Source organism: Bacillus sp. SN32 (genome assembly GCF_002837495.1).
Classification (GTDB): domain Bacteria; phylum Bacillota; class Bacilli; order Bacillales; family Bacillaceae; genus Bacillus; species Bacillus subtilis.
On record NZ_PJCT01000001.1, the window covers coordinates 998,189 to 1,019,898 of the forward strand.

Consider the following 21,710-nt stretch of genomic DNA (forward strand, 5'->3'; position numbering starts at 1 on the left):
CCCCCTCCTTTAATATTACTGAATATTTTTATAATAATACCCCAATCCATCCTGAAAGTAAACCTGATTTATTAAATTTAAAAATAAATTTAACCTTGTTAAGTATATATCTTTTTGCTTATTTTTGAAAGAGAAAACTTCTTTTATTAGCGTATGTATACCCGGTTTATGGTGTGAATAAAAACATATTTTAAATGATATGTTTGTTGTTTAGGGTTTATTACTTTATTTATGTGCCAAATCAAAGAGAAAGACAAGAGAATGGGAAGAAATGATTACATTGTTAATAGGGCACTTTTTTTAAAAGCCAGCTTGCAAGGAATGTTTTTATTCGTAGGAAAATAATAGAGAAGGGGTCGACAGAGTAACATCTGGCTATGACAATATTCTTCTCGAAAAAACTTCCTAATTCGTCATATTGTGATATAATAAAACTCGTTATGTTAAAAAATCTAACATCAAAATCGAATTCGTGTTGAATTGATGAAAACGGGAGGTAAATATGGAGTCTTTTTTCAATAGTTTAATTAATATTCCAAGTGATTTCATCTGGAATTACCTATTTTATATTTTAATAGGGCTTGGATTATTTTTTACCATACGTTTTGGTTTTATCCAATTCCGTTATTTTATTGAAATGTTCAGAATAGTAGGGGAGAAGCCGGAAGGAAATAAAGGTGTTTCATCTATGCAGGCATTCTTTATTTCGGCCGCATCCCGAGTCGGCACAGGGAATTTGACTGGTGTAGCCTTAGCAATTGCGACAGGCGGACCAGGCGCTGTATTTTGGATGTGGGTAGTGGCTGCAGTAGGTATGGCTTCAAGCTTTGTTGAGAGTACGTTAGCGCAGCTTTATAAGGTGAGAGACGGGGAGGATTTCCGCGGAGGCCCGGCTTACTACATTCAAAAGGGTCTTGGAGCGAGATGGCTTGGCATCGTTTTTGCTGTCTTAATTACCGTCTCATTCGGCTTGATTTTTAACGCTGTTCAAACAAATACAATTGCTGGAGCATTGGATGGCGCATTCCATGTGAATAAAATAGTTGTAGCCATAGTTCTGGCGGTTTTAACTGCGTTTATCATTTTCGGCGGTTTAAAACGTGTTGTCGCTGTTTCACAGTTAATTGTGCCGGTTATGGCAGGCATTTATATCCTTATCGCTTTATTTGTTGTTATCACGAATATTACGGCTTTCCCTGGCGTTATCGCTACAATTGTTAAAAATGCTTTAGGTTTTGAACAAGTCGTCGGCGGCGGAATAGGCGGCATCATCGTTATCGGTGCGCAGCGCGGACTTTTTTCAAACGAAGCAGGAATGGGAAGCGCACCAAACGCGGCTGCGACGGCTCATGTATCCCATCCGGCAAAGCAAGGCTTTATTCAAACATTAGGCGTATTTTTCGATACATTTATCATATGTACGTCCACAGCATTTATTATTTTGCTGTACAGTGTAACACCAAAAGGCGACGGCATCCAAGTAACACAGGCTGCTCTTAACCATCATATTGGAGGCTGGGCGCCGACTTTCATCGCAGTCGCAATGTTCTTGTTTGCATTCAGTTCAGTTGTCGGCAACTATTATTATGGCGAGACAAACATTGAATTTATTAAAACAAGCAAAACATGGCTGAACATTTACCGTATCGCTGTTATTGCTATGGTTGTGTATGGATCTTTATCAGGCTTCCAAATCGTTTGGGATATGGCGGACCTCTTTATGGGTATCATGGCGCTGATCAACTTAATTGTGATTGCGCTGCTGTCAAACGTTGCTTACAAAGTGTATAAAGATTACGCGAAACAGCGTAAGCAAGGACTTGATCCTGTGTTTAAAGCGAAAAACATCCCAGGGCTGAAAAACGCTGAAACATGGGAAGATAAGAAACAAGAAGCATAATATAAATATAAAACAAAGCTGCATTCAATAGTTGAATGCAGCTTTTTCATTATTGGAAATAAATTTAATTTTTCGACTCGAATGAAAAATGACGTGTAAAGTCCCAATTCAGTCCAGTTTTCTTTGTTCTATATGTGTCATGTGTGTCTTATTCAATGGAGATAGAGTAAATTGACAGGCTTTTAAACCTCCCAAAAACAAGAAATTAGGTTGATAGACAATCATGAGAAAGATTTTTACAATGAGTTCGTGCTCATAAGAAGTGAAGAGCCAAAATGATGCGAAGGAGGAAAAGATCAGATATGAAACGGTCAATCTCTATTTTTATTACGTGTTTATTGATTACGTTATTGACAATGGGCGGCATGATGGCTTCGCCGGCATCAGCAGCAGGGACAAAAACGCCAGTAGCCAAGAATGGCCAGCTTAGCATAAAAGGTACACAGCTCGTTAACCGAGACGGTAAAGCGGTACAGCTGAAGGGGATCAGTTCACACGGATTGCAATGGTATGGAGAATATGTCAATAAAGACAGCTTAAAATGGCTGAGGGACGATTGGGGTATCACCGTTTTCCGTGCAGCGATGTATACGGCAGATGGCGGTTATATTGACAACCCGTCCGTGAAAAATAAAGTAAAAGAAGCGGTTGAAGCGGCAAAAGAGCTTGGGATATATGTCATCATTGACTGGCATATCTTAAATGACGGTAATCCAAACCAAAATAAAGAGAAGGCAAAAGAATTCTTCAAGGAAATGTCAAGTCTTTACGGAAACACGCCAAACGTCATTTATGAAATTGCAAACGAACCAAACGGTGATGTGAACTGGAAGCGTGATATTAAACCGTATGCGGAAGAAGTGATTTCCGTTATCCGCAAAAATGATCCAGACAACATCATCATTGTCGGAACCGGTACATGGAGCCAGGATGTAAATGATGCTGCTGATGACCAGCTAAAAGATGCAAACGTTATGTACGCACTTCATTTTTACGCCGGTACTCACGGCCAGTTTTTACGGGATAAAGCAAACTATGCACTCAGCAAAGGAGCACCTATTTTTGTGACGGAATGGGGAACAAGCGACGCGTCTGGCAATGGCGGTGTATTCCTAGATCAATCGAGGGAATGGCTGAAATATCTCGACAGCAAGACCATCAGCTGGGTGAACTGGAATCTTTCTGATAAGCAGGAATCATCCTCAGCTTTAAAGCCGGGGGCATCTAAAACAGGCGGCTGGCGGTTGTCAGATTTATCTGCTTCAGGAACATTCGTTAGAGAAAACATTCTCGGCACCAAAGATTCGACGAGGGATATTCCTGAAACGCCAGCAAAAGATAAACCCACACAGGAAAATGGTATTTCTGTACAATACAGAGCAGGGGATGGGAGTATGAACAGCAACCAAATCCGTCCGCAGCTTCAAATAAAAAATAACGGCAATACCACGGTTGATTTAAAAGATGTCACTGCCCGTTACTGGTATAAAGCGAAAAACAAAGGCCAAAACTTTGACTGTGACTACGCGCAGATTGGATGCGGCAATGTGACACACAAGTTTGTGAGGTTGCATAAGCCAAAGCAAGGTGCAGATACCTATCTGGAACTTGGATTTAAAAACGGAACGTTGGCACCGGGAGCAAGCACAGGGAATATTCAGCTTCGTCTTCACAATGATGACTGGAGCAATTATGCACAAAGCGGCGATTATTCCTTTTTCAAATCAAATACGTTTAAAACAACGAAAAAAATCACATTATATGATCAAGGAAAACTGATTTGGGGAACAGAACCAAATTAGTTAAGCTTTTTTTGGCGGACATCAGTAACGATGTCCGTTTTTATCATCTAATAGGAGGTTTGCGTTGTGGATGAAATACTGAAACAGTATATGGTGCTGTACAAAAAAATGAGAAATATGATAAATGGTCCGGACTATCCAGGTAAGGAAAAAGACATCCAGCATCAAAAAGATCAGATCGAAGTTTACGAAAAACAGCTGCAGCAAGGTTTTTCTACAGATTATGACTATGATGTGTTTGCTGATTCTGTTATCAAATGCGCATATGGCGATATGACGCTGGAGGATTTAGAAGCAGTTTATTATGGATTGACAACACCATTTTTTTGATTTGTCATTCAGCAGTAAAATTTCAAATTTTCAATTTCTGTCTCACTAACTTAAGTATACTTTGATATTGAGACAGGAATTTATTTATTTTGCTTACTTCCTAGAATATATATTATGTAAACTAGGAAAGATGAAGATTAAAGCTTTGCTGTTTTTATGTACATCCTTTCTTCTTCCTGTAATTCAGCAACAAAATAAAAAAGCGATTTCCCAATCGGAAAATCGCCAATTCAGACACTCTATTATTTATGTGTGTCTTTGTGCTCTTAACGATTTACAACAAATGTTGTCACGCTTTGAGCTGGAAGATGGGCCCAAAAATGATTGCCTGATACAGTGAGATTCGTTCCAGGTTGTAGATTGCTGCTGCTGCTCGTGATCCATCTAGATACGTTTGAAGCAGATCCATTCTGCAAAACAAAGTTTTGGTTGACTCCTGTGTTGCTTTTATTGATGGCAACAATAACGACCTTGTTGTCACCTTTATAGGCTGACACGTAAACGTTCGCATTAGGGTTTTTCGTTGCATCAATCCTTACATAGCCGGGACGCACAAACTTTGAGAAATGAGCCATATTGTAGCCGCGTTTGCTGATCGTACCGTCTTCTTTCATAGGACCGTATGATCTTCGGATGTACCACCAAACATAAGCTTGAAAATCTCCCTCTACCATCGAACTGTGAATATGATGTGAAACATCCAATGCCTCAGGCCATCGATCCGCCGAGTTGTTATCACTGTTCGGATAGTATACTTCCGTCATCCAAAGATCCTTCCCTGCTCCTTTTTGTTTGAAAAGAGGATAAGGGAATTGGCTGACCTGAGTGCCGTACAGGTGAGTTCCGAGAATATCCATATTGCCAAGAGCCTGCGGATCGTTCAAAATTGGGTCCGACAAATTCTTCAAGTATTGAAATGACTCAGGCGCAATGACGCGGGCATTGATCGAGCCGGCGTTTTCTCTCATAAAGCGAAGTATTTCTTGCGGCGTCCACCACGTCCACTCGTGAGCGTAATCAGGCTCGTTTTGTACCGAAATCGCGTAAAGATTCACACCATTATTCTTCATGAAGGTAACAAAATCGTTAAGATGCTGCGCGTATGCTGCGTACTTGTTGTATTTCAGCCGTTTAGCCGATGTGTCACCATTACGATTAAAGGTCTCAACCATATCACTTGGAGGATTCCAAGGAGAAGCAAAAACGATTGCTCCATGTTTGACCGCACTCTTTGCAGTCTCCACCTCTTTATACCAATTATTTCGATCTTCATCTACATGAATTCTTAAGATTGAAAATCCTAACTGGTTCTGTCCATTGCCAAAAGCAGTTTCTCTTTGAGCTGCTGTAAGATCGCCAGCCCAAGCCGGATGATTCATCCCTCCAAAACCGCGAATCACTTGTTTCTCTGCAGATACATTAACTGTTACATCACTTGCTGCCAAAACTTCAGTAGCGCCTGGCCCTAACATGACTGACAGCATAGTGAAACATACTAATAGTACACAAATTGTTTTTTTTATGCGTGGAATCATTTATTCCTCTCCTTCGTAATGTGTCTTTTACTGTATTAGAAAATCTGACCGGCATATCCATAATGGCGGGCTGTTCCGGTATGTTGGCCGGTGCATCAACCCGTCTGTTTTTAAACGGTCCCATTATCCGTGCTATCGTTGCGTAAACTGCCAGTAATCGAAATTAAGCAAGTTTCCTGTACCTGTTCCGGTAAATACAAAGAATACTTTGTGCACGCCGGTTGCCCCGCTTACCGCAGTTTCTATTTCCCTCCACGTTTGCGCTCCACCTGTTGAAGGTACATTTAGGGTTCCTACAAGTTTACCGTCTGCACTGTCGAGGCGCACTTCTATTTTCCCGCCTATAGTGGATGCTACATTTGCTTTAAATGTCCTGGCACCGCCCGCTCCGAAGTCTGCATTTCCTACAGCAATCCAGTCTCCATTTTGAATGCTTGTTACATGCTGATTATTTACTGGCCCGCCGGGTGCTGTCGATTTCTCTGTCAAAATGCGTCCATTCCAAGCAAACGTTTCAGCTTCTACCCGGTTATATGGGTTTAAATTGGAAAGCTGTGTTACACCTGCATAATTTGCCGCTACCTCTTGAATAGATCCATCTGCATTATGCACCAGCTTATTAATATGTGGAGAACGGTATCCTTTGCCGGCCCCGAACAAAGCGGAACTGACAGTTTGAGCATGGTACACTGCATACCACTCGTTTTTAAAATTGAAAACAGCATGATGGTTGTTTCCGCCGCCTCCGAAAAATGCACCCGGATTTTTCAGGAAATGCCCTCTATATGTAAAGGGGCCCATGGGACTTGAACTTGTCATGTAGCCGATCTCACCCGGGGGTTTATCGGCCGGATGCGTGCCGCCGAAATTGATGCAATAGGAATAGTAATATGTTCCGTTATACTTGTGCAATCCCGAATCTTCAAACATGAAAGGCGCATCAATTGTAGATGCACTTCCAACAACACTCGTCATATCAGGCCCTAATTTTATGACTCTAGCCGTTTTAGGATTGGCCCATTGTGCCTGCGTTGGATTTGAACCGCCAGGAACGCCTCCCCCGGCATACAGGTAACCGGTTCCGTCATCATCTACAAATACTGCCGGATCAAAAAGCCATACAACACCAGATATTCCTGGCGTACTTGGCGTTACGAGCGGTTTTCCGATTGGGTCGGTCCATGGACCAATCGGGCTGTCTGCGGTGAGAACCCCGATACCTCCGCCGCTGTTTGCGAAATAAAGGAAGAATTTATCCTTGCCATTGATTTTTTTAACTGCGATTGACGGTGCCCAGGATGCACCTGCCCATTTTGCAATTCCACGGCCTCCATTAGCTCCATTGGCACCTGCTACTGGAATGGCTCCGTGGTCTGTCCAGTTCACCATATCCGCTGAAGATATGACGAATACTCTATTCAAATTGGCAAATGAATTATCTTTAATTGTTCCGTTGCTATTATATTCATAGTCATCACTTGACATATAGATGTAGACTCTTCCGTTATAGGTCAGCGCAATCGGATCCGCTCCCAAATGATGGTCGATAAGCGGGTTTGAATTCCCTATATGTTTTGCAATTGTAGTACTTGTGGCAGCATACGCAGACTTCCCAGCTAAGCAGCTCAAAAGTAAAGCAAGAACCCATAAACATACGCTATACTTTTTGCTCATCACTTCACATCCTCCCTTTTCCCAAATAGGGTATTTTTTTGAAATTTGATGACAACAGGTCACGAAGAACGCACGCATAAAGTAGCCGGAAGCTGTTTAGCCTGGAAAATTAATTTTGCATACATGGATCGAAAGTTCCCAGTTCCTGTTCTGAAAGCTCATCTTCATGTGTCTCCATTCTCTCCTTTCTTCGAGGAGATCGCACCACTCCTTCAAAATTGTTCAAAAAAACTTCCACATTCCTAGCGACCATTGTCCAGAAAATAAAAAGACAGGATTGTTCATGGCCTCCCACTAATCACATTGAACGGAAATTACATCATTATCCAAGATATCCCTTTATCTAACATCCTACATCATTAAAAAAATTGTGTATAGAAACTTTTGGAGGAGTTAGTGTTCGATTCTACAAAGGAACTGGATACATTTATTCATTGATAAGATGGGGCTAACACTCCGTTTATATTTGTATGTAAAGATAGTTTTCAGACACAAAAAAACAGCCGTCAATGCGGCTGTTTTTTCAAGAGTATAAGAACTATTGAGCGGTATACCCGCTTTTTCATGTTTTGTTCATATTTTATTAATTGTTTATTCAACACTGTCCGCTATAGTAATCCATATCAACAAATATGACTGCCACTCGCATCTTTTATGAAGGGAGGTTCGTTACGCTGAAAGAAAAAATAAAGACATTAGGCCGTTTTTGCACCGTAGGCGTCGGCAATACGCTGATAGATTTTGGTGTCTTCTTTCTTCTTACCGCTTGTCATGTCTCTTATCTGCCGGCGCAGATCTGCTCCTATACTGCAGGTATCGTCAACAGCTATGTGTGGAACCGGAATTGGACGTTTTGTGTGAAAGGTAAGGCTGACGGGAAAGAGATCGTGCGTTTTCTCATGATTAATATTGCCGCGTCGGGGATCACCTTTTTGCTGCTTTATTTGTTTCAAAATTGCGGCTGCTCGCTTTTGGTGAGTAAGCTCGCCGCCACTATCGGCGGAATGATGATGAATTTTATCGGAAACCGAATCTGGGTATTTGGAGATTCGCTGAAAAACATACAGGATCAGGAGTGAAGATGAATGAGAAAAAAAGTGAGAAAAGCGGTTATACCCGCAGCGGGATTAGGAACGAGATTTCTGCCGGCGACAAAGGCGCAGCCTAAAGAAATGCTCCCAATCGTCGACAAACCAGCAATCCAATATATTGTAGAAGAGGCCGCAGAGTCAGGAATTGAAGATATACTGATTATTACAGGGAGAAACAAACGCTCGATTGAAGATCATTTTGATCGGTCGGCGGAATTGGAATTCAATCTCCGGGAAAAAGGCAAGACGGAGACACTTAAGGAAATGCAGCAGATTGCCGATTTGGCCAACATTCATTACATCCGCCAGAAAGAACCGCTCGGATTAGGCCATGCGGTGCTGTGTGCGGAGCATTTTATCGGAGATGAGCCTTTTGCCGTTCTCTTAGGTGATGATATTATGGTGTCTGAAACACCGGCTCTTCGGCAATTAATGGATGTATATGACGTTTATGGCACAGAGGTTGTCGGTGTACAGTCAGTTCTCCCTGAGGATGTCAGCAAATATGGTATTATAAATACATCAGGGTCTCAAGGGCATGTATACGAAGTGAACGATTTAGTGGAAAAGCCTTCTCCTGAAGAAGCACCTTCGGAAATCGCAGTAATGGGACGTTATGTGCTGAATTCTTCGATCTTCTCCGTTTTGAAGACAATTGGCAGAGGCGCGGGCAACGAAATTCAGCTGACAGATGCGCTTCGTGAGGTTTGCCGTAAGGAGCCGATCCACGCCCGGCTGCTGGAAGGAAATCGATATGACATTGGCGATAAGCTAGGCTGTTTTAAAGCGAGCACCGAAATCGGCTTAATGCGTTCCGAAATGAGATCTCAGCTTTTGGCCTATTTAGAAGATGTGATCAAACGGGAAACGAAAGAAATGCTGCGGTAAAAAAATTGTAACCATCTTGCTCGTCAATCAGTCATATAATAGTGAAAAAGATTAGGACAGGTTGTGAAGAATGTGGGCAGTTTGATAAGCGAAATTTTAACATGGCTGACGAACATGGGATATGCGGGTATTGCGATTGGGTTAATGATTGAAATCATTCCGAGTGAGATTGTATTAGCTTATGGCGGCTATATGGTATCGGAAGGCACGATTGGATTTATTGGCGCAATTATTGCGGGTGTTATCGGGGGTACCATTGCCCAGATCTTTATTTACTGGATCGGCCGCTATGGCGGCAGGCCATTTCTGGACAAATACGGGAAGTATTTATTGATTAAAAAGCATCATATCGACATGTCGGAAAACTGGTTTCAGAAATACGGCGCCGGAGTTGTCTTCTCGGCTCGTTTTATACCGGTTGTCAGACATGCCATATCCATTCCGGCAGGTATTGCCAGAATGCCTTTTCTCAAATTTGTGGTACTGACTGTGCTTGCTATCATTCCATGGTCTATTCTGTTTGTTTATTTAGGCATACAGCTAGGAAGCCAGTGGGATGATGTTGAGAATATAGCGGGCACTTATACAACACCGATTATGATATTGGCTGTTGTCGTGATAGCCCTTTATTTTGTGATTAAGAAACGTACAGCCATATTTAAACGATAGTTAGCGGATATGCATAGGGGTGACTGACGCTCCCCTATGCATATTTTTTTACTTCCGATGTTGATTTGCCAGCTTCAGATTCTCCGCTAAAAATGCGACAAACACTTCATCCCGCACGAGCGATGCGGCATAATTTCTCTTAATAAACCATTCTGCCTCTTCAAACGCTGCGAATGTTTCGTCTTGGGTTTCTCCGTTAATTTGAATATTCCATTCGTTGTCTAAAGGGAAAAGAAAAAATCTCATTTGTGCGCGATTTTCATATAATGATCCATTCGCAGATCCCTTTAGATTATAGATGTTACGGAAGGCATCCGGCCGTACAGGATCAATACGGAAAGCTTCAGCTACAAACAACTCGTATACTTCATCGGTTATTGAACAGCCGGACGCTTTTGCATGCCCTCCGCCGCCATATCGGCCGGCGATTTCTGACACATCGATGTAATCATGAATGGTGCGGAGACTGACTCGTTTTGACCCCATGCTCAAAATCGCAATGTAATCGAGGTGCGGATTATCTTTCCCTAGCCTGTTCCCCAGCTCTGAATGGTACGATTCAGCGTGAACGATGCCTACACAGTGTTCGTGAACAAAGGTTTGTACCATTTCCCTTTTCTTTCTGCGGAGGTAGCGCTCGATTTTTTCGTCTTCTAAATCAAGCAGTTTTTCTTCAAAATCATCGAAGAAAAATTCGTCATGCGCGGAAAGGCGCTGGATCATTTTTGCTTCAAATTCATCGATTGACAGCAAAAAGAAAAGATCATTAAGCCGCTTCGCCTGTTTTTGATCGTACCGCTCCCACTCCCATGTATCGTATTGGCGGACGAGCTCTGTGAATTGATCTAAGGCATTTGTCGGTTTCATGAAGCCATTTTCAACGAGATAACCATATAAAAGCGATGTCGCGGATGTGAGCCTTCCATCATCGTATTCCACCTGGACAAATCCCCATTCATGCTTATTCAAATGAAGAGCTGTTTTATGATGGTCAATGAGCTTCACTTTGCCCCCTGCATGAACATACTCATTCAATCTCTCTTCGTTTTCTTCATTGACGGCGAGATCGGTGATGAATAACGCGTCCTGTCTGTTGCTCTCCTTCGCTTTTTCTAAAAAGTACTGCACCTGTGCGTTTAAGCCGTTGACAGAGTTATACCGGACCTCTACGTCTTTTCCGAACGCCAATTTTGCTACGATTCCGCATCCTACTCCGTCCAAGTCGTTATGTGAATATAAATGATACATAATGTAGGCCCCTTTTTATGATAAACTGACAATTGCCGCTAGAGGTGCGGCAGCCTTTATTTACTATTCTAAAAAACAAAGCGTTTTATGCAAAGGTAATTAGTTGACATAATGTTGTTATTGTAAATATATAAAGGAGCGCTTTTTTTGCGCTCCTAAGTTCTTGCTTTTACACTGGATAAACCGGATGCTTTCGATTGGTAAATGTCATTTCCTTTGTCATGTATGCCTTGAGCCGTTTGGCCAGCTCATCACGCAGCGAATTGGCTGGGATAACAGCATCAATGATCATTTCTGAAGCCAGACGGTAGATATTGATGTCCTCTTTGTATTCCTCCCGTTTGCTGCTGATAAATGCGGCTCTCTCTTCTTCTGGCAGCTCGGCGATTTTTTTAGCGTAGACAGCGTTTACAGCTGCCTCAGGGCCCATGACGGCGATTTGGGCGGTTGGGAGCGCTAGACAGCAATCCGGTTCAAATGCCGGCCCTGCCATTGCATACAACCCCGCCCCGTAAGCTTTTCGGACAATGACAGAGAGTTTTGGAACAGTTGCCTCTGACATCGCAGAAATCATTTTCGCTCCGTGTCTGATAATCCCAGCCTGTTCTACTTTTGTGCCAATCATAAAACCCGGGATATCGGCTAAGAACAGCAATGGGATATGAAAAGCGTCACATAAGGTAATAAACTTAGCCGCTTTGTCTGCTGAATCGTGGAATAAGACGCCTCCTTTTACCTTCGGCTGGTTTGCAACAATGCCGACAGGCTGTCCGTGGATTCGTGCGAGGCCCGTCAATAATTCCGGTGCAAATAAGGCTTTGATCTCAAAAAATGAGTCTTCATCTATGACCCGCTCAATCAGCTCATGCATATCAAAAGGTGCGTTTTGATTTTGCGGAATGACGTCGGCAAGCGGAGTTTCGAAGTGTTTTGGCGGGCGTTTCTCATGAATAGGCGCTTTTTCTTGAAAATTTGTCGGAAAGTAGGACAAATAAGCCCGCGCCAGCTGTATGGCTTCTACTTCAGTTTCTGCAAGAATATCTCCGCAGCCGGAGATTGAGCAATGCATACGGGCGCCACCCATTTCTTCGAGAGACACTTTTTCGCCAATAACCATTTCCGCCATCCTTGGCGAGCCTAAATACATGGAGGCGTTACCGTCTACCATAACGACGATATCACAGAAGGCCGGAATATAAGCGCCACCTGCCGCAGATGGTCCGAAAAGCAGACAGATTTGCGGAATGCGTCCCGATAATTTGACTTGATTGTAAAAAATTCTTCCTGCACCGCGTCTCCCTGGAAAGACATTGATTTGGTCGGTAATTCGGGCGCCTGCCGAATCGACTAAATAAATGAGCGGACAGTTTAATTTTTCGGCGGTTTCTTGAATTCTGATGATTTTTTCAACTGTTTTTGCTCCCCATGACCCCGCTTTCACTGTTGAATCATTCGCCATGACGCAAACGGTTTGGCCGCCGATTTTGCCGATAGCGGTTACAACTCCGTCAGCTGGAAGCCCGTCTGACATACATTCCGCAAAAAAAGCGTCTTCTAGCTCAATGTCATCGTCAAAGAGAAGGGAAAGCCGCTCTCTGACAAAGAGCTTGCCTTTTTCCCGATTGCTTTGATGATACTTTTCCGCTCCGCCTTTTCGAATCCGTTCAGCCCGTTCTGTTCGTTCCTTTTCATAATCCATGAGCATTGCCTCCCTTTTATATTCCCTTGTATACGGCCCGTCTTTTTTCTTGAAAGGCCTGAAGCCCTTCTCTCCTGTCTTTTGTCGGGATGGTTTGTTCATACGCTTTTTGTTCAATCGCAAGGCCTGTAGCGAGATCTGTCTCCAATCCTTTATTGATTGCAAATTTAGCCTGACGGACAGCGACCGGCCCGTTGGCAGAAATGGCTGCGGCCAGTTCCTCTGCTTTTGGCATAAGGTCATAAGGAGCCGTGACATGCTCTACAAGGCCGATTTCCTTTGCTTCATGTGTGGTCATGCGTCTGCCTGTATAAATGAATTCTTTTGCTTTTCCTCTGCCAATCAGCCGGGGCAGCCTTTGGGTCCCTCCAGCGCCAGGGATAATAGCTAACCCTGTTTCCGGAAGTCCCAGCACAGCTGATTCAGTTGCGATTCGAAGGTCGCATGCCAATGCCAATTCTAGTCCGCCGCCTAATGCGCTTCCATTTATCGCAGCTATGACCGGCTGCGGCAAGGCATCAAGTAAAGCCGCCGTTCTTTGAATGAGAGATACACTTTCCAGAACCTGATCTTCTTTCAGTTTTATCCGTTCCTTCAGGTCTGCCCCTGCACAAAACGCTTTTTCACCGGTGCCTGTGAGGATGACGCAACGGATGTTTGAGTTGAATTCAATTTCCTGAAGAATCATTTGCAGGTTTCTAAGCATTTCCGCTGAAAGAGCATTTGCTGCTTGAGGCCTGTTTAAGGTGATCAACGCAATATGTTCATTTTTAACAGTAAAAAGAATAGAGTCTCCCATTGTATGCGTCCTCCCTTTTATCAAGATGATTTAAACACCTGTAAATTTCTGCTCGGCAGCGGTTTGCCCATTTTTTCTTCTATCCATTTGGCCGCAGATAGCAGTTTTTCTAGCTTTACATTTGTTTTGATATCCATCTGTTCAAGCATGTACACGATATCCTCAGTTGCGGCGTTTCCTGATGAACCTGGCGCATATGGGCATCCCCCAAGCCCGCCTGCCGAGCCGTCGAACACCGTGATGCCCATTTGGAGTGCTGTGACCATGTTGGCCAGAGCTGTTCCTCTCGTATCATGAAAATGCAGGGCAATTTGATTAGCCGGGAATCGTGCTAAAAGAGCTTCAAGTACAGTTTCCACTTGGGCGGGATTAGCCGCTCCAATCGTATCTCCAAGCGACAGTTCAGAAATTCCAAATTCAAATAGAGCTTCTGAAAGGCGAATGACTTGTTCAATGGGGACATCTTTTTCGTACGGACAGCCGAATACAGTCGAGAGGTAGGCTCTTGTTGTGAGGTTTGCTTTTTGTGCGTCGTTGTTTACTTGTTTGAGTATATGAAGGGACTCAGAAGTGGATTTATTGATGTTTTTTCTGTTGTGCGTCTCGCTGGCGGACATAAAAACGCAAGCTTCGTCAATGCCTCCTTCAAGCGCATTCTCCAGTCCTCTTTGATTCGGGACAAGTGCCGCGTACGTTACCCCTTTTTCACGGTTGATGCCCTTTGCTACGTCGATAGCATCTCGAAGCGCCGGAATCCATTTCGGGTGAACGAAGGATGTGATTTCAATATACGAAAGCCCTGTCCGGGAAAGCTGGTTGATCCAGGTTATTTTATCCTCTGTTGCGATCCATACGGGCTCGTTTTGTAAGCCGTCACGCGGGCCGACTTCTTTGATTGTCACTTTTTTAGGATATGACATGGTCTTCCTCCAAATTATTGAGTGGAATCGCTCAGTTCGAGCAGTACGTCTCCTTCATTTACAAAGTCGCCTTCATTTTTTTTGACTTCTTTTACGATTCCGCTTCTATCTGCAACGATCGGGATTTCCATTTTCATCGATTCCAAAATGGCTACCTCCTGGCCCTTTTCGATTTGGTCGCCGGCTTTGACGTGGACTTTCCACAGGTTTCCTGCCATTTGTATGCTAACCGTCATGACAACTGCCTCCTTTATAGGTGTTGTTTCAAAAAGTCAGTCGTGACATCCCCTTCTTTAAATGCCTTTGTTGCCGCAGCCTGTATGAGAAGCGGAAGATTTGTTTTGATTCCCTCTACACGATAGTCGCGAAGCGCTGTCTCTAGTTTTTCAATTGCTTCTGTTCTGGTTTGGCCTTTGACAATCATCTTAGCGATCATCGGGTCATAAAAAGGGGTAACGGTGCTGTCTTTTGCTACCGCACATTCGTGTCTGACTCCTTTTTGGTCAGGAAGTGAAAACGCAGTGATCGTACCTGGTGACGGGAAGAAGGTCTTGGGATCTTCCGCGTATATTCGAACCTCTATCGCATGCCCGTTCCGTTGGATGTCTTTTTGGGAGAATGTGAGTGTATGGCCCGCAGCAATTCGCAGCTGCTGCTCAACTAAGTCCAGGCCTGTTATTTCTTCAGTCACGGGGTGTTCAACTTGCAGTCTCGTATTCATTTCGAGGAAATAAAAATTTTGCTTCTGGTCAACTATAAATTCGATGGTGCCTGCGTTCGTATAGCCGATTGCCTTCGCTGCTTTTACCGCTGTTTGCCCGATCTTCATTCTTAGTTCATCGTCTACAAATGGAGACGGTGCTTCTTCAATGACTTTTTGGTGGCGCCTCTGAACAGAGCAATCACGTTCAAACAGATGTACTGTATGGCCGTGTTGATCGGCCAAAAGCTGAACCTCGATGTGACGCGCATGTTCAATAACTTTTTCTATATACATCGACCCGTCACCGAAAAAATCTGCTGCGCGCTTTTTGTTTCCCTCGTACGCTTTTTTTAATGCTTCTTCATTTTCAACACGCTGCATTCCGATGCCCCCTCCGCCCGCTGAAGCTTTCAGCATGACAGGATAGCCGATTTGACTTGCGGTGCGGCAGGCTGCCTCTATATCTCCGAGGGATTCAGAAACGCCCGGCACCACAGGGACACCTGCAGCCTCCATTGCTTTTCGCGCTTCAATTTTGCTGCCCATCTTTGCGATGATATCAGGGGAAGGTCCGATAAACACGATGTTTTCTTGCTTGCAGCGTTCAGCGAATCGGCTGTTTTCTGATAACAATCCATATCCAGGGTGGATCGCGTCGGCATTTGCTTTTTTCGCCGTCTTTATGATTCTCTCTATATTTAAATAACTTTCACTGACTCTCGATTCCCCGATCAAATAAGCCTCTGTAGCGGCTTTTGTATGGAGCGCGTCCTTGTCTGCTTCTGAATAAACCGCGACCGTTTTAATGCCGAGACGGCTGCATGTTCGGATAATTCTCATTGCAATTTCTCCGCGGTTGGCGATCAGTACTTTTGTAAACATGATTTCACCTCATTGACTTGATGATAGGTTGAACATTTCAATCGTTTTTTCTCGCAGTTTATATTTTTGAATTTTGCCTGAGGCCGTCATCGGATAGTCATCCGTAAAAATAACATAACGCGGAATTTTGTGGCGGGCGATTTTCCCTTTGCAATAGACTTTAAGCTCATCAGGTGAAACGCTTTTACCGTCTTTCAGTTTAATCCAGGCTGCAGCTTCCTCCCCGAATTTGGCGTCAGGCACACCAACGACCTGTACATCTAAAACAGCGGGATGCCGGTATAAAAATTCTTCAATTTCCCGCGGATAAATGTTCTCGCCGCCTCTGATGAGCATATCTTTTAATCTTCCGGTAATGCGGCAGTACCCGTCTTCATCCATGACAGCAAGATCTCCGGTAAACAGCCATTCGTCGTGATTGATTGCTTTTCTGGTCGCTTCTTTGTCTTTATAATAGCCTTTCATGACGTGATAGCCGCGGGTGCACAGTTCTCCCTGCATGCCTCTTTGAACTTCTTGACATGTCCCGGGTTCTACAATTTTCACTTCAGTATGTGGCAGGGCGCGGCCGGTTGTTTCGACTCTTCTTATGAAGGAATCATTTGCTCTCGTTTGCGTAATGACTGGCGAGGCTTCGGTTTGTCCATAGGCGATCGTAATGTCTTTCATGCCCATCCTTTCAATCACAGCTTTCATCACTTCACTTGGACAAGGAGAGCCGGCCATGATTCCTGTTCGGAGCGTCGATAGATCATATGCATCAAAATCCGGATGATGCAGCTCGGCGATAAACATGGTAGGCACACCATGGAGCGCTGTGCATTTCTCTTTTTCTACCGTTTTAAGGACGGTAACGGGATCAAATTCTTGCACGGGTATCATGGCTGCCCCGACCGATACACATGCCAAAACCCCAAGCACGCATCCAAAGCAGTGAAAAAACGGAACCGGGATGCACATGCGGTCTTGAGAGGTTAAAACCATACATTCAGCGATATTGGCAGCGTTATTGATGACATTAAAATGGGTCAGCATCACGCCTTTTGGAAACCCTGTCGTTCCTGATGTGTATTGCATATTAATCACATCGTCTTTATCCAGGCTGTTCATTCTCTCTTCAAGCTCAGCATCTGTCACTGTTTTCGCCAATATCTCTGTATCGTCCCAATGATACATGCCAGGCAACCGTTTATTGCCAATATAGATCAGCGTTTTTAAAAAGGGATAGCGTTCAGATTTCAGTTGGCCGGGCTTTGCTTCTTGCAGTTCTGGTATTAAACTGTTCACGATGTCTGGATAAGAAGTGCCCCTGTATGAATCCATGATAATAAGCGCGGCGGCATCCGATTGCTTTAACAAGTAGTCCAGTTCGTGTGCTTGATAATTGGTATTGACGGTTACGAGCACGGCTCCGATCTTCGCAGTTGCGAACTGGACGGCAAGCCATTCAGGGATATTAGAAGCCCATATGGCGACGTGGTCTCCTTTCCCAATCCCCATCCGCATGAGACCTTTAGCGGTTTGACGGCAAAGATTGTCAAATTGGGCGTACGTATAGCGGATATTTAGGTCTGGATAAACAACCGCTTCTCGATCGGGATACGCATCAGCTGTTTGTTCCAGCAGCCTGCCGATTGTAGAATGGATGAGTTCAGCCATTCATTGTTCCTCCTTTCTTAATGATGGGAAAGCGTTTACATTTTTATTTTAAAAGCTGTCTGGCGATCACGAGACGCTGAATTTCAGATGTGCCTTCACCGATTTCCATTAATTTTGCGTCCCGCAGCATCCGTTCCACCCCATACTCTTTCATATAGCCTGAACCTCCGTGGATTTGAATGGCTTGATTGCAAGCTCTTGTCGCCATTTCAGATGCGAATAGCTTGGCGTACGCCGCTTCTTTGGTGAACGGGCGGTTATGGTCTTTCAGCCAGGCGGCTTTTAACACCATTTGCCGTGCCAGATCAATTTCCATCGCCATGTCAGCAAGCTTAAATTGAATCGCTTGAAAGGAAGAAATCGGCTGTCCAAACTGCTTTCGTTCTTTCGCATATGCCAATGATGCGTCAAGGGCCGCTTGAGCAATGCCGACTGCAAGAGCAGCGATGGAGATTCGACCACCGTCCAGCGTATATAGAAACTGTTTAAACCCTTTTGTTGGATCGCCGAGTAAGTTGGCCGCAGGCACTCTTACATCCTCAAGCAAAATTTCCGCTGTATTCGAACCGCGGACGCCCATTTTATCGTACGGGCTCGTAATCGTAAGTCCTGGTGTGTCAGTTGGCACGATTAATGCGGAGATGATGTTTTTTCCATCTTTGTTTTTGCCTGTTACTGCAGTCACAATAACTGTGCGTGCGTAGCTTGCATTAGTGATCCAGCACTTTTCGCCGTTGATTACATACTCGTCACCATTTGAAATCGCTTTTGTTTGAGTGCCTCCTGCATCTGAGCCTGCATTTGGCTCCGTCAGGCCGAATGATCCGAGTGCTGTGCCTGAAGCCAGCGGCGTCAAATGCGTCCGTTTTTGCTCTTCTGTTCCGAAGTAGTATAGAGGGCTTGCGCCTAGCGAGACCGCTGCAGCATAGCTTAATCCAGTACTGCCGCAGGCTTTGCCGACTTCTTCAACCGCTAAGGCATATGAAATCGTATCACCGCCAGATCCGCCGTATTCTTCTGGAAATGGAATACCCATCAGACCGAGTTCACCCATTTTTTTAAATGTTTGCATCGGGAACTCGCCTGTTTGATCTACATGTTCAGCGTGAGGAGCAATTTCTTTTTTCGCAAAATCTTTTACCATTTCACGCACCATTTGTTGTTCTTTTGTCAGCTCAAAATTCACATCGTTTCCTCCTTCACATCTTTGTAACATCCTATTAGGCGAGTTCTATAATCATTCCCTGACAAGAAAAGTCTGAAAATTAAAACTGAATCATTTTTTATGTGATAATTTCAGCGGAATGAGCAAATACATGCAGTAGGCGCATACCATCCATATCGCAAACGCAATAACTTGGCCCTTTGATAAAGCCGGGACGATGAGGGGATGATTCCAAAGGGAAATCGTATCCATCAATAAACCGACCGCTGATCCCCATATACCTAGCTTGATCACCGCGAACTGTGATTGATCGAGTTTTTGATAGAGAAAGAACACAAGGCATAAAACAAGAGCGGTGCCCGCTCCAAAGAGAAGAAAGTTCGGCAAAAAGGCTTCTTCAGCCGGATCAGTCAACACAGCATCTCCGAACAGCACAAAAAATAATGTGGCACCTAACCAGACGAGAAATGAAAACGTAAAACACGTCCTGTACGTGTTTCTCTTCGATTTTATTTAGTACTAGTTTCTCAGATTCCAATACTGGAAAAAGTCCAAAAACCGCCTCCATATTCATGTGAATCTCTCCTTTGTTTTTTAAAAAATTCAGCGGTTTACCATCGTTTCCTGTCTCCAAAATCACTTTTAAAAAAAAGACGACTTAGAAAGCCGTCCTTCTCATTTCTTATTTTGTTGTTCGTTTGGAAGCCTTGCTTTCGTTATGAAGCCGGTCTGCTGAAGTGACATAATACGTATATTTCTTGTTAGGATCTGCCGTGTTATCTAAGAAGGTTTGCTGCTCATGTGTTTTTCTTTGCGTTGCCAGCAATGTTCTCTGCTTTTTCCCTTCGGCTCTGTATATCGCATAATAGGCTGTTTCTTTCGTTTTTTGATTTGATGGGTGATCTTTAATCTGCAGAAGATTGCCGTTTTTGTCTTCGGTGACTTTCGTAAGCTTCGGTTTTTTTGGGGCGGTATTGTCAAGCCAAGGCATTTGCGGAACCAGTGCCGGCTTGCTGTAAAGATCGGCGATGAGCCTGTCTTTGATGCCAAGCGGATTTTTGTTGAGATCCTTGAGACTGAAATGCATGCTTCCTTTCACCAGTTCAAGCTGGCGGTTCAAAGTGATTTGCCGCACATATTCCTCAGGGTCGGACCAAGGCGGATCAAAATTGTTATTGATTTTATATGCTGCCTGGCCAATATATAAGTGAACAGGCCTATTTTTGACTTCATTGCTCCACCAATCAGCCAGCACGTCGTAAGCCGCTGCGTTAAAGCCGATACTCCAATAAATTTGCGGAGCAATATAATCGATGTCGCCTTCTTGGATCCAATGTCTTGTGTCTGCATATAGATCGTCATAATTTCTGACGCCTGCTTTTGTATTCGATCCGGTCGGGTCATCTGCTGCGTTTCTCCATACTCCAAAGGGACTGATGCCGAATTTGACATACGGTTTTGCAGCTTTAATTGTTTGGTTGATTTGTTTGACAAGCTGGTTCACATTGTCCCGCCGCCAGTCATCGATATTAGAAAAAGCGTTTTTTCCGTATTGTTCATACTGTGCTTGATCAGGAAATTCCTGTCCTGCTATTTTATAAGGGTAAAAATAATCATCCATATGAACAGCATCGATATCATAATGTTTTACGACTTCTTCAATGCCTTTGACGATAAAATCTCTCGCTTCTGGAATGCCTGGATGATAATACAGCTGGTTTCCGTAGGCGGCAACCCAATCTGGATGTTTTCTTGCCGGGTGATCCTCAGACAATTTATTAAGATCTGTATGATTCATTGTAATACGGTAAGGATTAAACCACGCGTGAAATTCCAAATTTCGTTTATGGGTTTCTTCAATCATAAATGCAAGAGGATCATAGCCCGGGTCCTTCCCTTGGACACCGGTTAAGTATTCCGACCAAGGCCCGTAAGCTGACGGATAAAAGGCATCAGCCGTCGGTTTTATCTGAACGATAACGGCATTCATTCCCATTTTTTGCACATCGTCCAGCAGTTTGATATACTCCTGTTTTTGCTCTTTCACAGATAACCCTTTTTTGGACGGCCAATCAATATTTAATACGGAAGCAATCCATACGGCTCTCAGCTCCCTGTCAGACTGCGCATTGGCCATAAACGGAACGGAAATGACAAACGTTCCGATGATCAAGCTGACAAGGAAACGGACAATCGACTTTTGGCAAACCTTCATTCTGTTTCTTCTCCCCCATTACATCACTTTCACTATTCGCTATTACGGTATTCCCGGGCTATAAAAGGGTGATTAACAGAATGTCTATCTCACTAAATAAACGAAAAAAGTCCTAAAGCATGTTGTGAACCGCTTTTAGGACTTTTTATCATTCATCATGGTTTGCAGACTTTTTAACACGTCAATAAGTTTTACGCCGACACCGACAGCCGTTTCAAGGATCGCTTGTGCTCCGGCAATGGCTAAAATAAAGATCAGCGGTATTGCAATACGAGGCAAAAAAAGATAGCCAAGTCCGATCAAGATGGCACACCAAACACCGGCACACCAGTAGCAATTGAGCATGTATCCAAAGTTAGAAGCCGGCACGCTTTTTTCATCTACATGCCCGTTTTGATCAACAATCCTTTTCTTTTTCATAAAAGGTTTTCGGATAAATTCTGTGATTTTGTCGAATACAATCAAATGTGTCAGCCTGTAACTGGCTAGAATCAGCATGATAAACGTAAGAAAAGATAAATGATCCATGAC

At 43.8% G+C, this 21,710-nt stretch carries 20 protein-coding genes; 6 read left to right on the forward strand and 14 right to left on the reverse strand.

Features of this window, described 5'->3' with window-relative positions; translation table 11 throughout:
* The first annotated feature begins 502 nt into the window (after window positions 1-502).
* The 3 genes from CW370_RS05065 (at window position 503) to CW370_RS05075 (ending at window position 4,032) form a co-directional block, all read left to right on the forward strand.
* On the forward strand, window positions 503-1,900 hold the full coding sequence (locus tag CW370_RS05065; RefSeq protein ID WP_101169511.1) for an alanine/glycine:cation symporter family protein: 1,398 nt from the start codon (window positions 503-505) through the stop codon (window positions 1,898-1,900).
* 302 nt (window positions 1,901-2,202) lie between these two features.
* Entirely contained in the window at window positions 2,203-3,702 is a 1,500-nt protein-coding gene (gene eglS, locus CW370_RS05070) for an endo-1,4-beta-glucanase EglS (RefSeq protein ID WP_024573166.1), read from the forward strand.
* Between the two features lie 66 nt (window positions 3,703-3,768).
* Window positions 3,769-4,032 (forward strand): YnfE family protein, encoded by a 264-nt coding sequence (locus CW370_RS05075; protein ID WP_024573167.1) that lies wholly within the window; start codon window positions 3,769-3,771, stop codon window positions 4,030-4,032.
* A 266-nt stretch (window positions 4,033-4,298) separates the two neighbouring features.
* Here the strand turns inward: CW370_RS05075 and xynC are convergent, their stop codons facing one another.
* Both xynC and xynD read right to left on the reverse strand, forming a co-directional pair.
* Entirely contained in the window at window positions 4,299-5,567 is a 1,269-nt protein-coding gene (gene xynC, locus CW370_RS05080; RefSeq protein ID WP_101169512.1) for a glucuronoarabinoxylan endo-1,4-beta-xylanase XynC, read from the reverse strand.
* 132 nt (window positions 5,568-5,699) lie between these two features.
* A complete protein-coding gene (gene xynD, locus CW370_RS05085) occupies window positions 5,700-7,241 on the reverse strand; it encodes an alpha-L-arabinofuranosidase (protein WP_101169513.1) in 1,542 nt (513 codons plus the stop codon).
* A gap of 632 nt (window positions 7,242-7,873) precedes the next feature.
* Here xynD and CW370_RS05090 point away from each other — a divergent pair.
* The 3 genes from CW370_RS05090 (at window position 7,874) to CW370_RS05100 (ending at window position 9,889) form a co-directional block, all read left to right on the forward strand.
* On the forward strand, window positions 7,874-8,320 hold the full coding sequence (locus tag CW370_RS05090; RefSeq protein WP_046381058.1) for a GtrA family protein: 447 nt from the start codon (window positions 7,874-7,876) through the stop codon (window positions 8,318-8,320).
* Between the two features lie 6 nt (window positions 8,321-8,326).
* Complete coding sequence (galU, locus tag CW370_RS05095) at window positions 8,327-9,220, forward strand: UTP--glucose-1-phosphate uridylyltransferase GalU (RefSeq protein ID WP_014479952.1); 894 nt, start codon at window positions 8,327-8,329, stop codon at window positions 9,218-9,220.
* Between the two features lie 72 nt (window positions 9,221-9,292).
* On the forward strand, window positions 9,293-9,889 hold the full coding sequence (locus CW370_RS05100; RefSeq protein WP_003231529.1) for a DedA family protein: 597 nt from the start codon (window positions 9,293-9,295) through the stop codon (window positions 9,887-9,889).
* Window positions 9,890-9,937: 48 nt separating this feature from the next.
* On the opposite strand, the gene nrnB is transcribed toward CW370_RS05100, so the two are convergent.
* From nrnB to CW370_RS05155, 12 genes are all read right to left on the reverse strand, one after another.
* Window positions 9,938-11,137, reverse strand: a complete 1,200-nt coding sequence (gene nrnB, locus CW370_RS05105) for an oligoribonuclease NrnB (protein WP_024573526.1) — start codon at window positions 11,135-11,137, stop codon at window positions 9,938-9,940.
* Between the two features lie 169 nt (window positions 11,138-11,306).
* Window positions 11,307-12,842, reverse strand: coding sequence for an acyl-CoA carboxylase subunit beta (locus CW370_RS05110; protein WP_080263048.1), 1,536 nt, complete (start codon window positions 12,840-12,842; stop codon window positions 11,307-11,309).
* 10 nt (window positions 12,843-12,852) lie between these two features.
* On the reverse strand, window positions 12,853-13,635 hold the full coding sequence (locus CW370_RS05115; RefSeq protein WP_029946364.1) for an enoyl-CoA hydratase: 783 nt from the start codon (window positions 13,633-13,635) through the stop codon (window positions 12,853-12,855).
* Window positions 13,636-13,655: 20 nt separating this feature from the next.
* Complete coding sequence (gene ldeG, locus CW370_RS05120) at window positions 13,656-14,555, reverse strand: hydroxymethylglutaryl-CoA lyase (protein WP_017696501.1); 900 nt, start codon at window positions 14,553-14,555, stop codon at window positions 13,656-13,658.
* A 14-nt stretch (window positions 14,556-14,569) separates the two neighbouring features.
* Window positions 14,570-14,791, reverse strand: a complete 222-nt coding sequence (locus tag CW370_RS05125) for an acetyl-CoA carboxylase biotin carboxyl carrier protein subunit (RefSeq protein ID WP_014476962.1) — start codon at window positions 14,789-14,791, stop codon at window positions 14,570-14,572.
* Window positions 14,792-14,805: 14 nt separating this feature from the next.
* Window positions 14,806-16,140 (reverse strand): acetyl-CoA carboxylase biotin carboxylase subunit, encoded by a 1,335-nt coding sequence (locus CW370_RS05130; RefSeq protein ID WP_024573041.1) that lies wholly within the window; start codon window positions 16,138-16,140, stop codon window positions 14,806-14,808.
* A 9-nt stretch (window positions 16,141-16,149) separates the two neighbouring features.
* Window positions 16,150-17,799 carry an AMP-binding protein gene (locus CW370_RS05135; protein ID WP_029946365.1) on the reverse strand — a complete coding sequence of 550 codons (1,650 nt, stop codon included), beginning with the start codon at window positions 17,797-17,799 and terminating at the stop codon, window positions 16,150-16,152.
* Window positions 17,800-17,842: 43 nt separating this feature from the next.
* A complete protein-coding gene (locus CW370_RS05140; protein WP_024572330.1) occupies window positions 17,843-18,985 on the reverse strand; it encodes an acyl-CoA dehydrogenase in 1,143 nt (380 codons plus the stop codon).
* A 90-nt stretch (window positions 18,986-19,075) separates the two neighbouring features.
* Window positions 19,076-19,381, reverse strand: coding sequence for a DUF5367 family protein (locus tag CW370_RS05145; protein WP_024572329.1), 306 nt, complete (start codon window positions 19,379-19,381; stop codon window positions 19,076-19,078).
* Window positions 19,371-19,538 (reverse strand): hypothetical protein, encoded by a 168-nt coding sequence (locus CW370_RS21185; RefSeq protein WP_032680566.1) that lies wholly within the window; start codon window positions 19,536-19,538, stop codon window positions 19,371-19,373. The genes CW370_RS05145 and CW370_RS21185 overlap by 11 nt, the downstream gene beginning before the upstream one ends.
* Before the next feature lie 108 nt (window positions 19,539-19,646).
* Window positions 19,647-21,179, reverse strand: coding sequence for a glycoside hydrolase family 10 protein (locus tag CW370_RS05150; protein ID WP_024572328.1), 1,533 nt, complete (start codon window positions 21,177-21,179; stop codon window positions 19,647-19,649).
* A 135-nt stretch (window positions 21,180-21,314) separates the two neighbouring features.
* Window positions 21,315-21,707 carry a DUF1360 domain-containing protein gene (locus tag CW370_RS05155; protein ID WP_014476970.1) on the reverse strand — a complete coding sequence of 131 codons (393 nt, stop codon included), beginning with the start codon at window positions 21,705-21,707 and terminating at the stop codon, window positions 21,315-21,317.
* Between the last annotated feature and the right edge of the window lie 3 nt (window positions 21,708-21,710).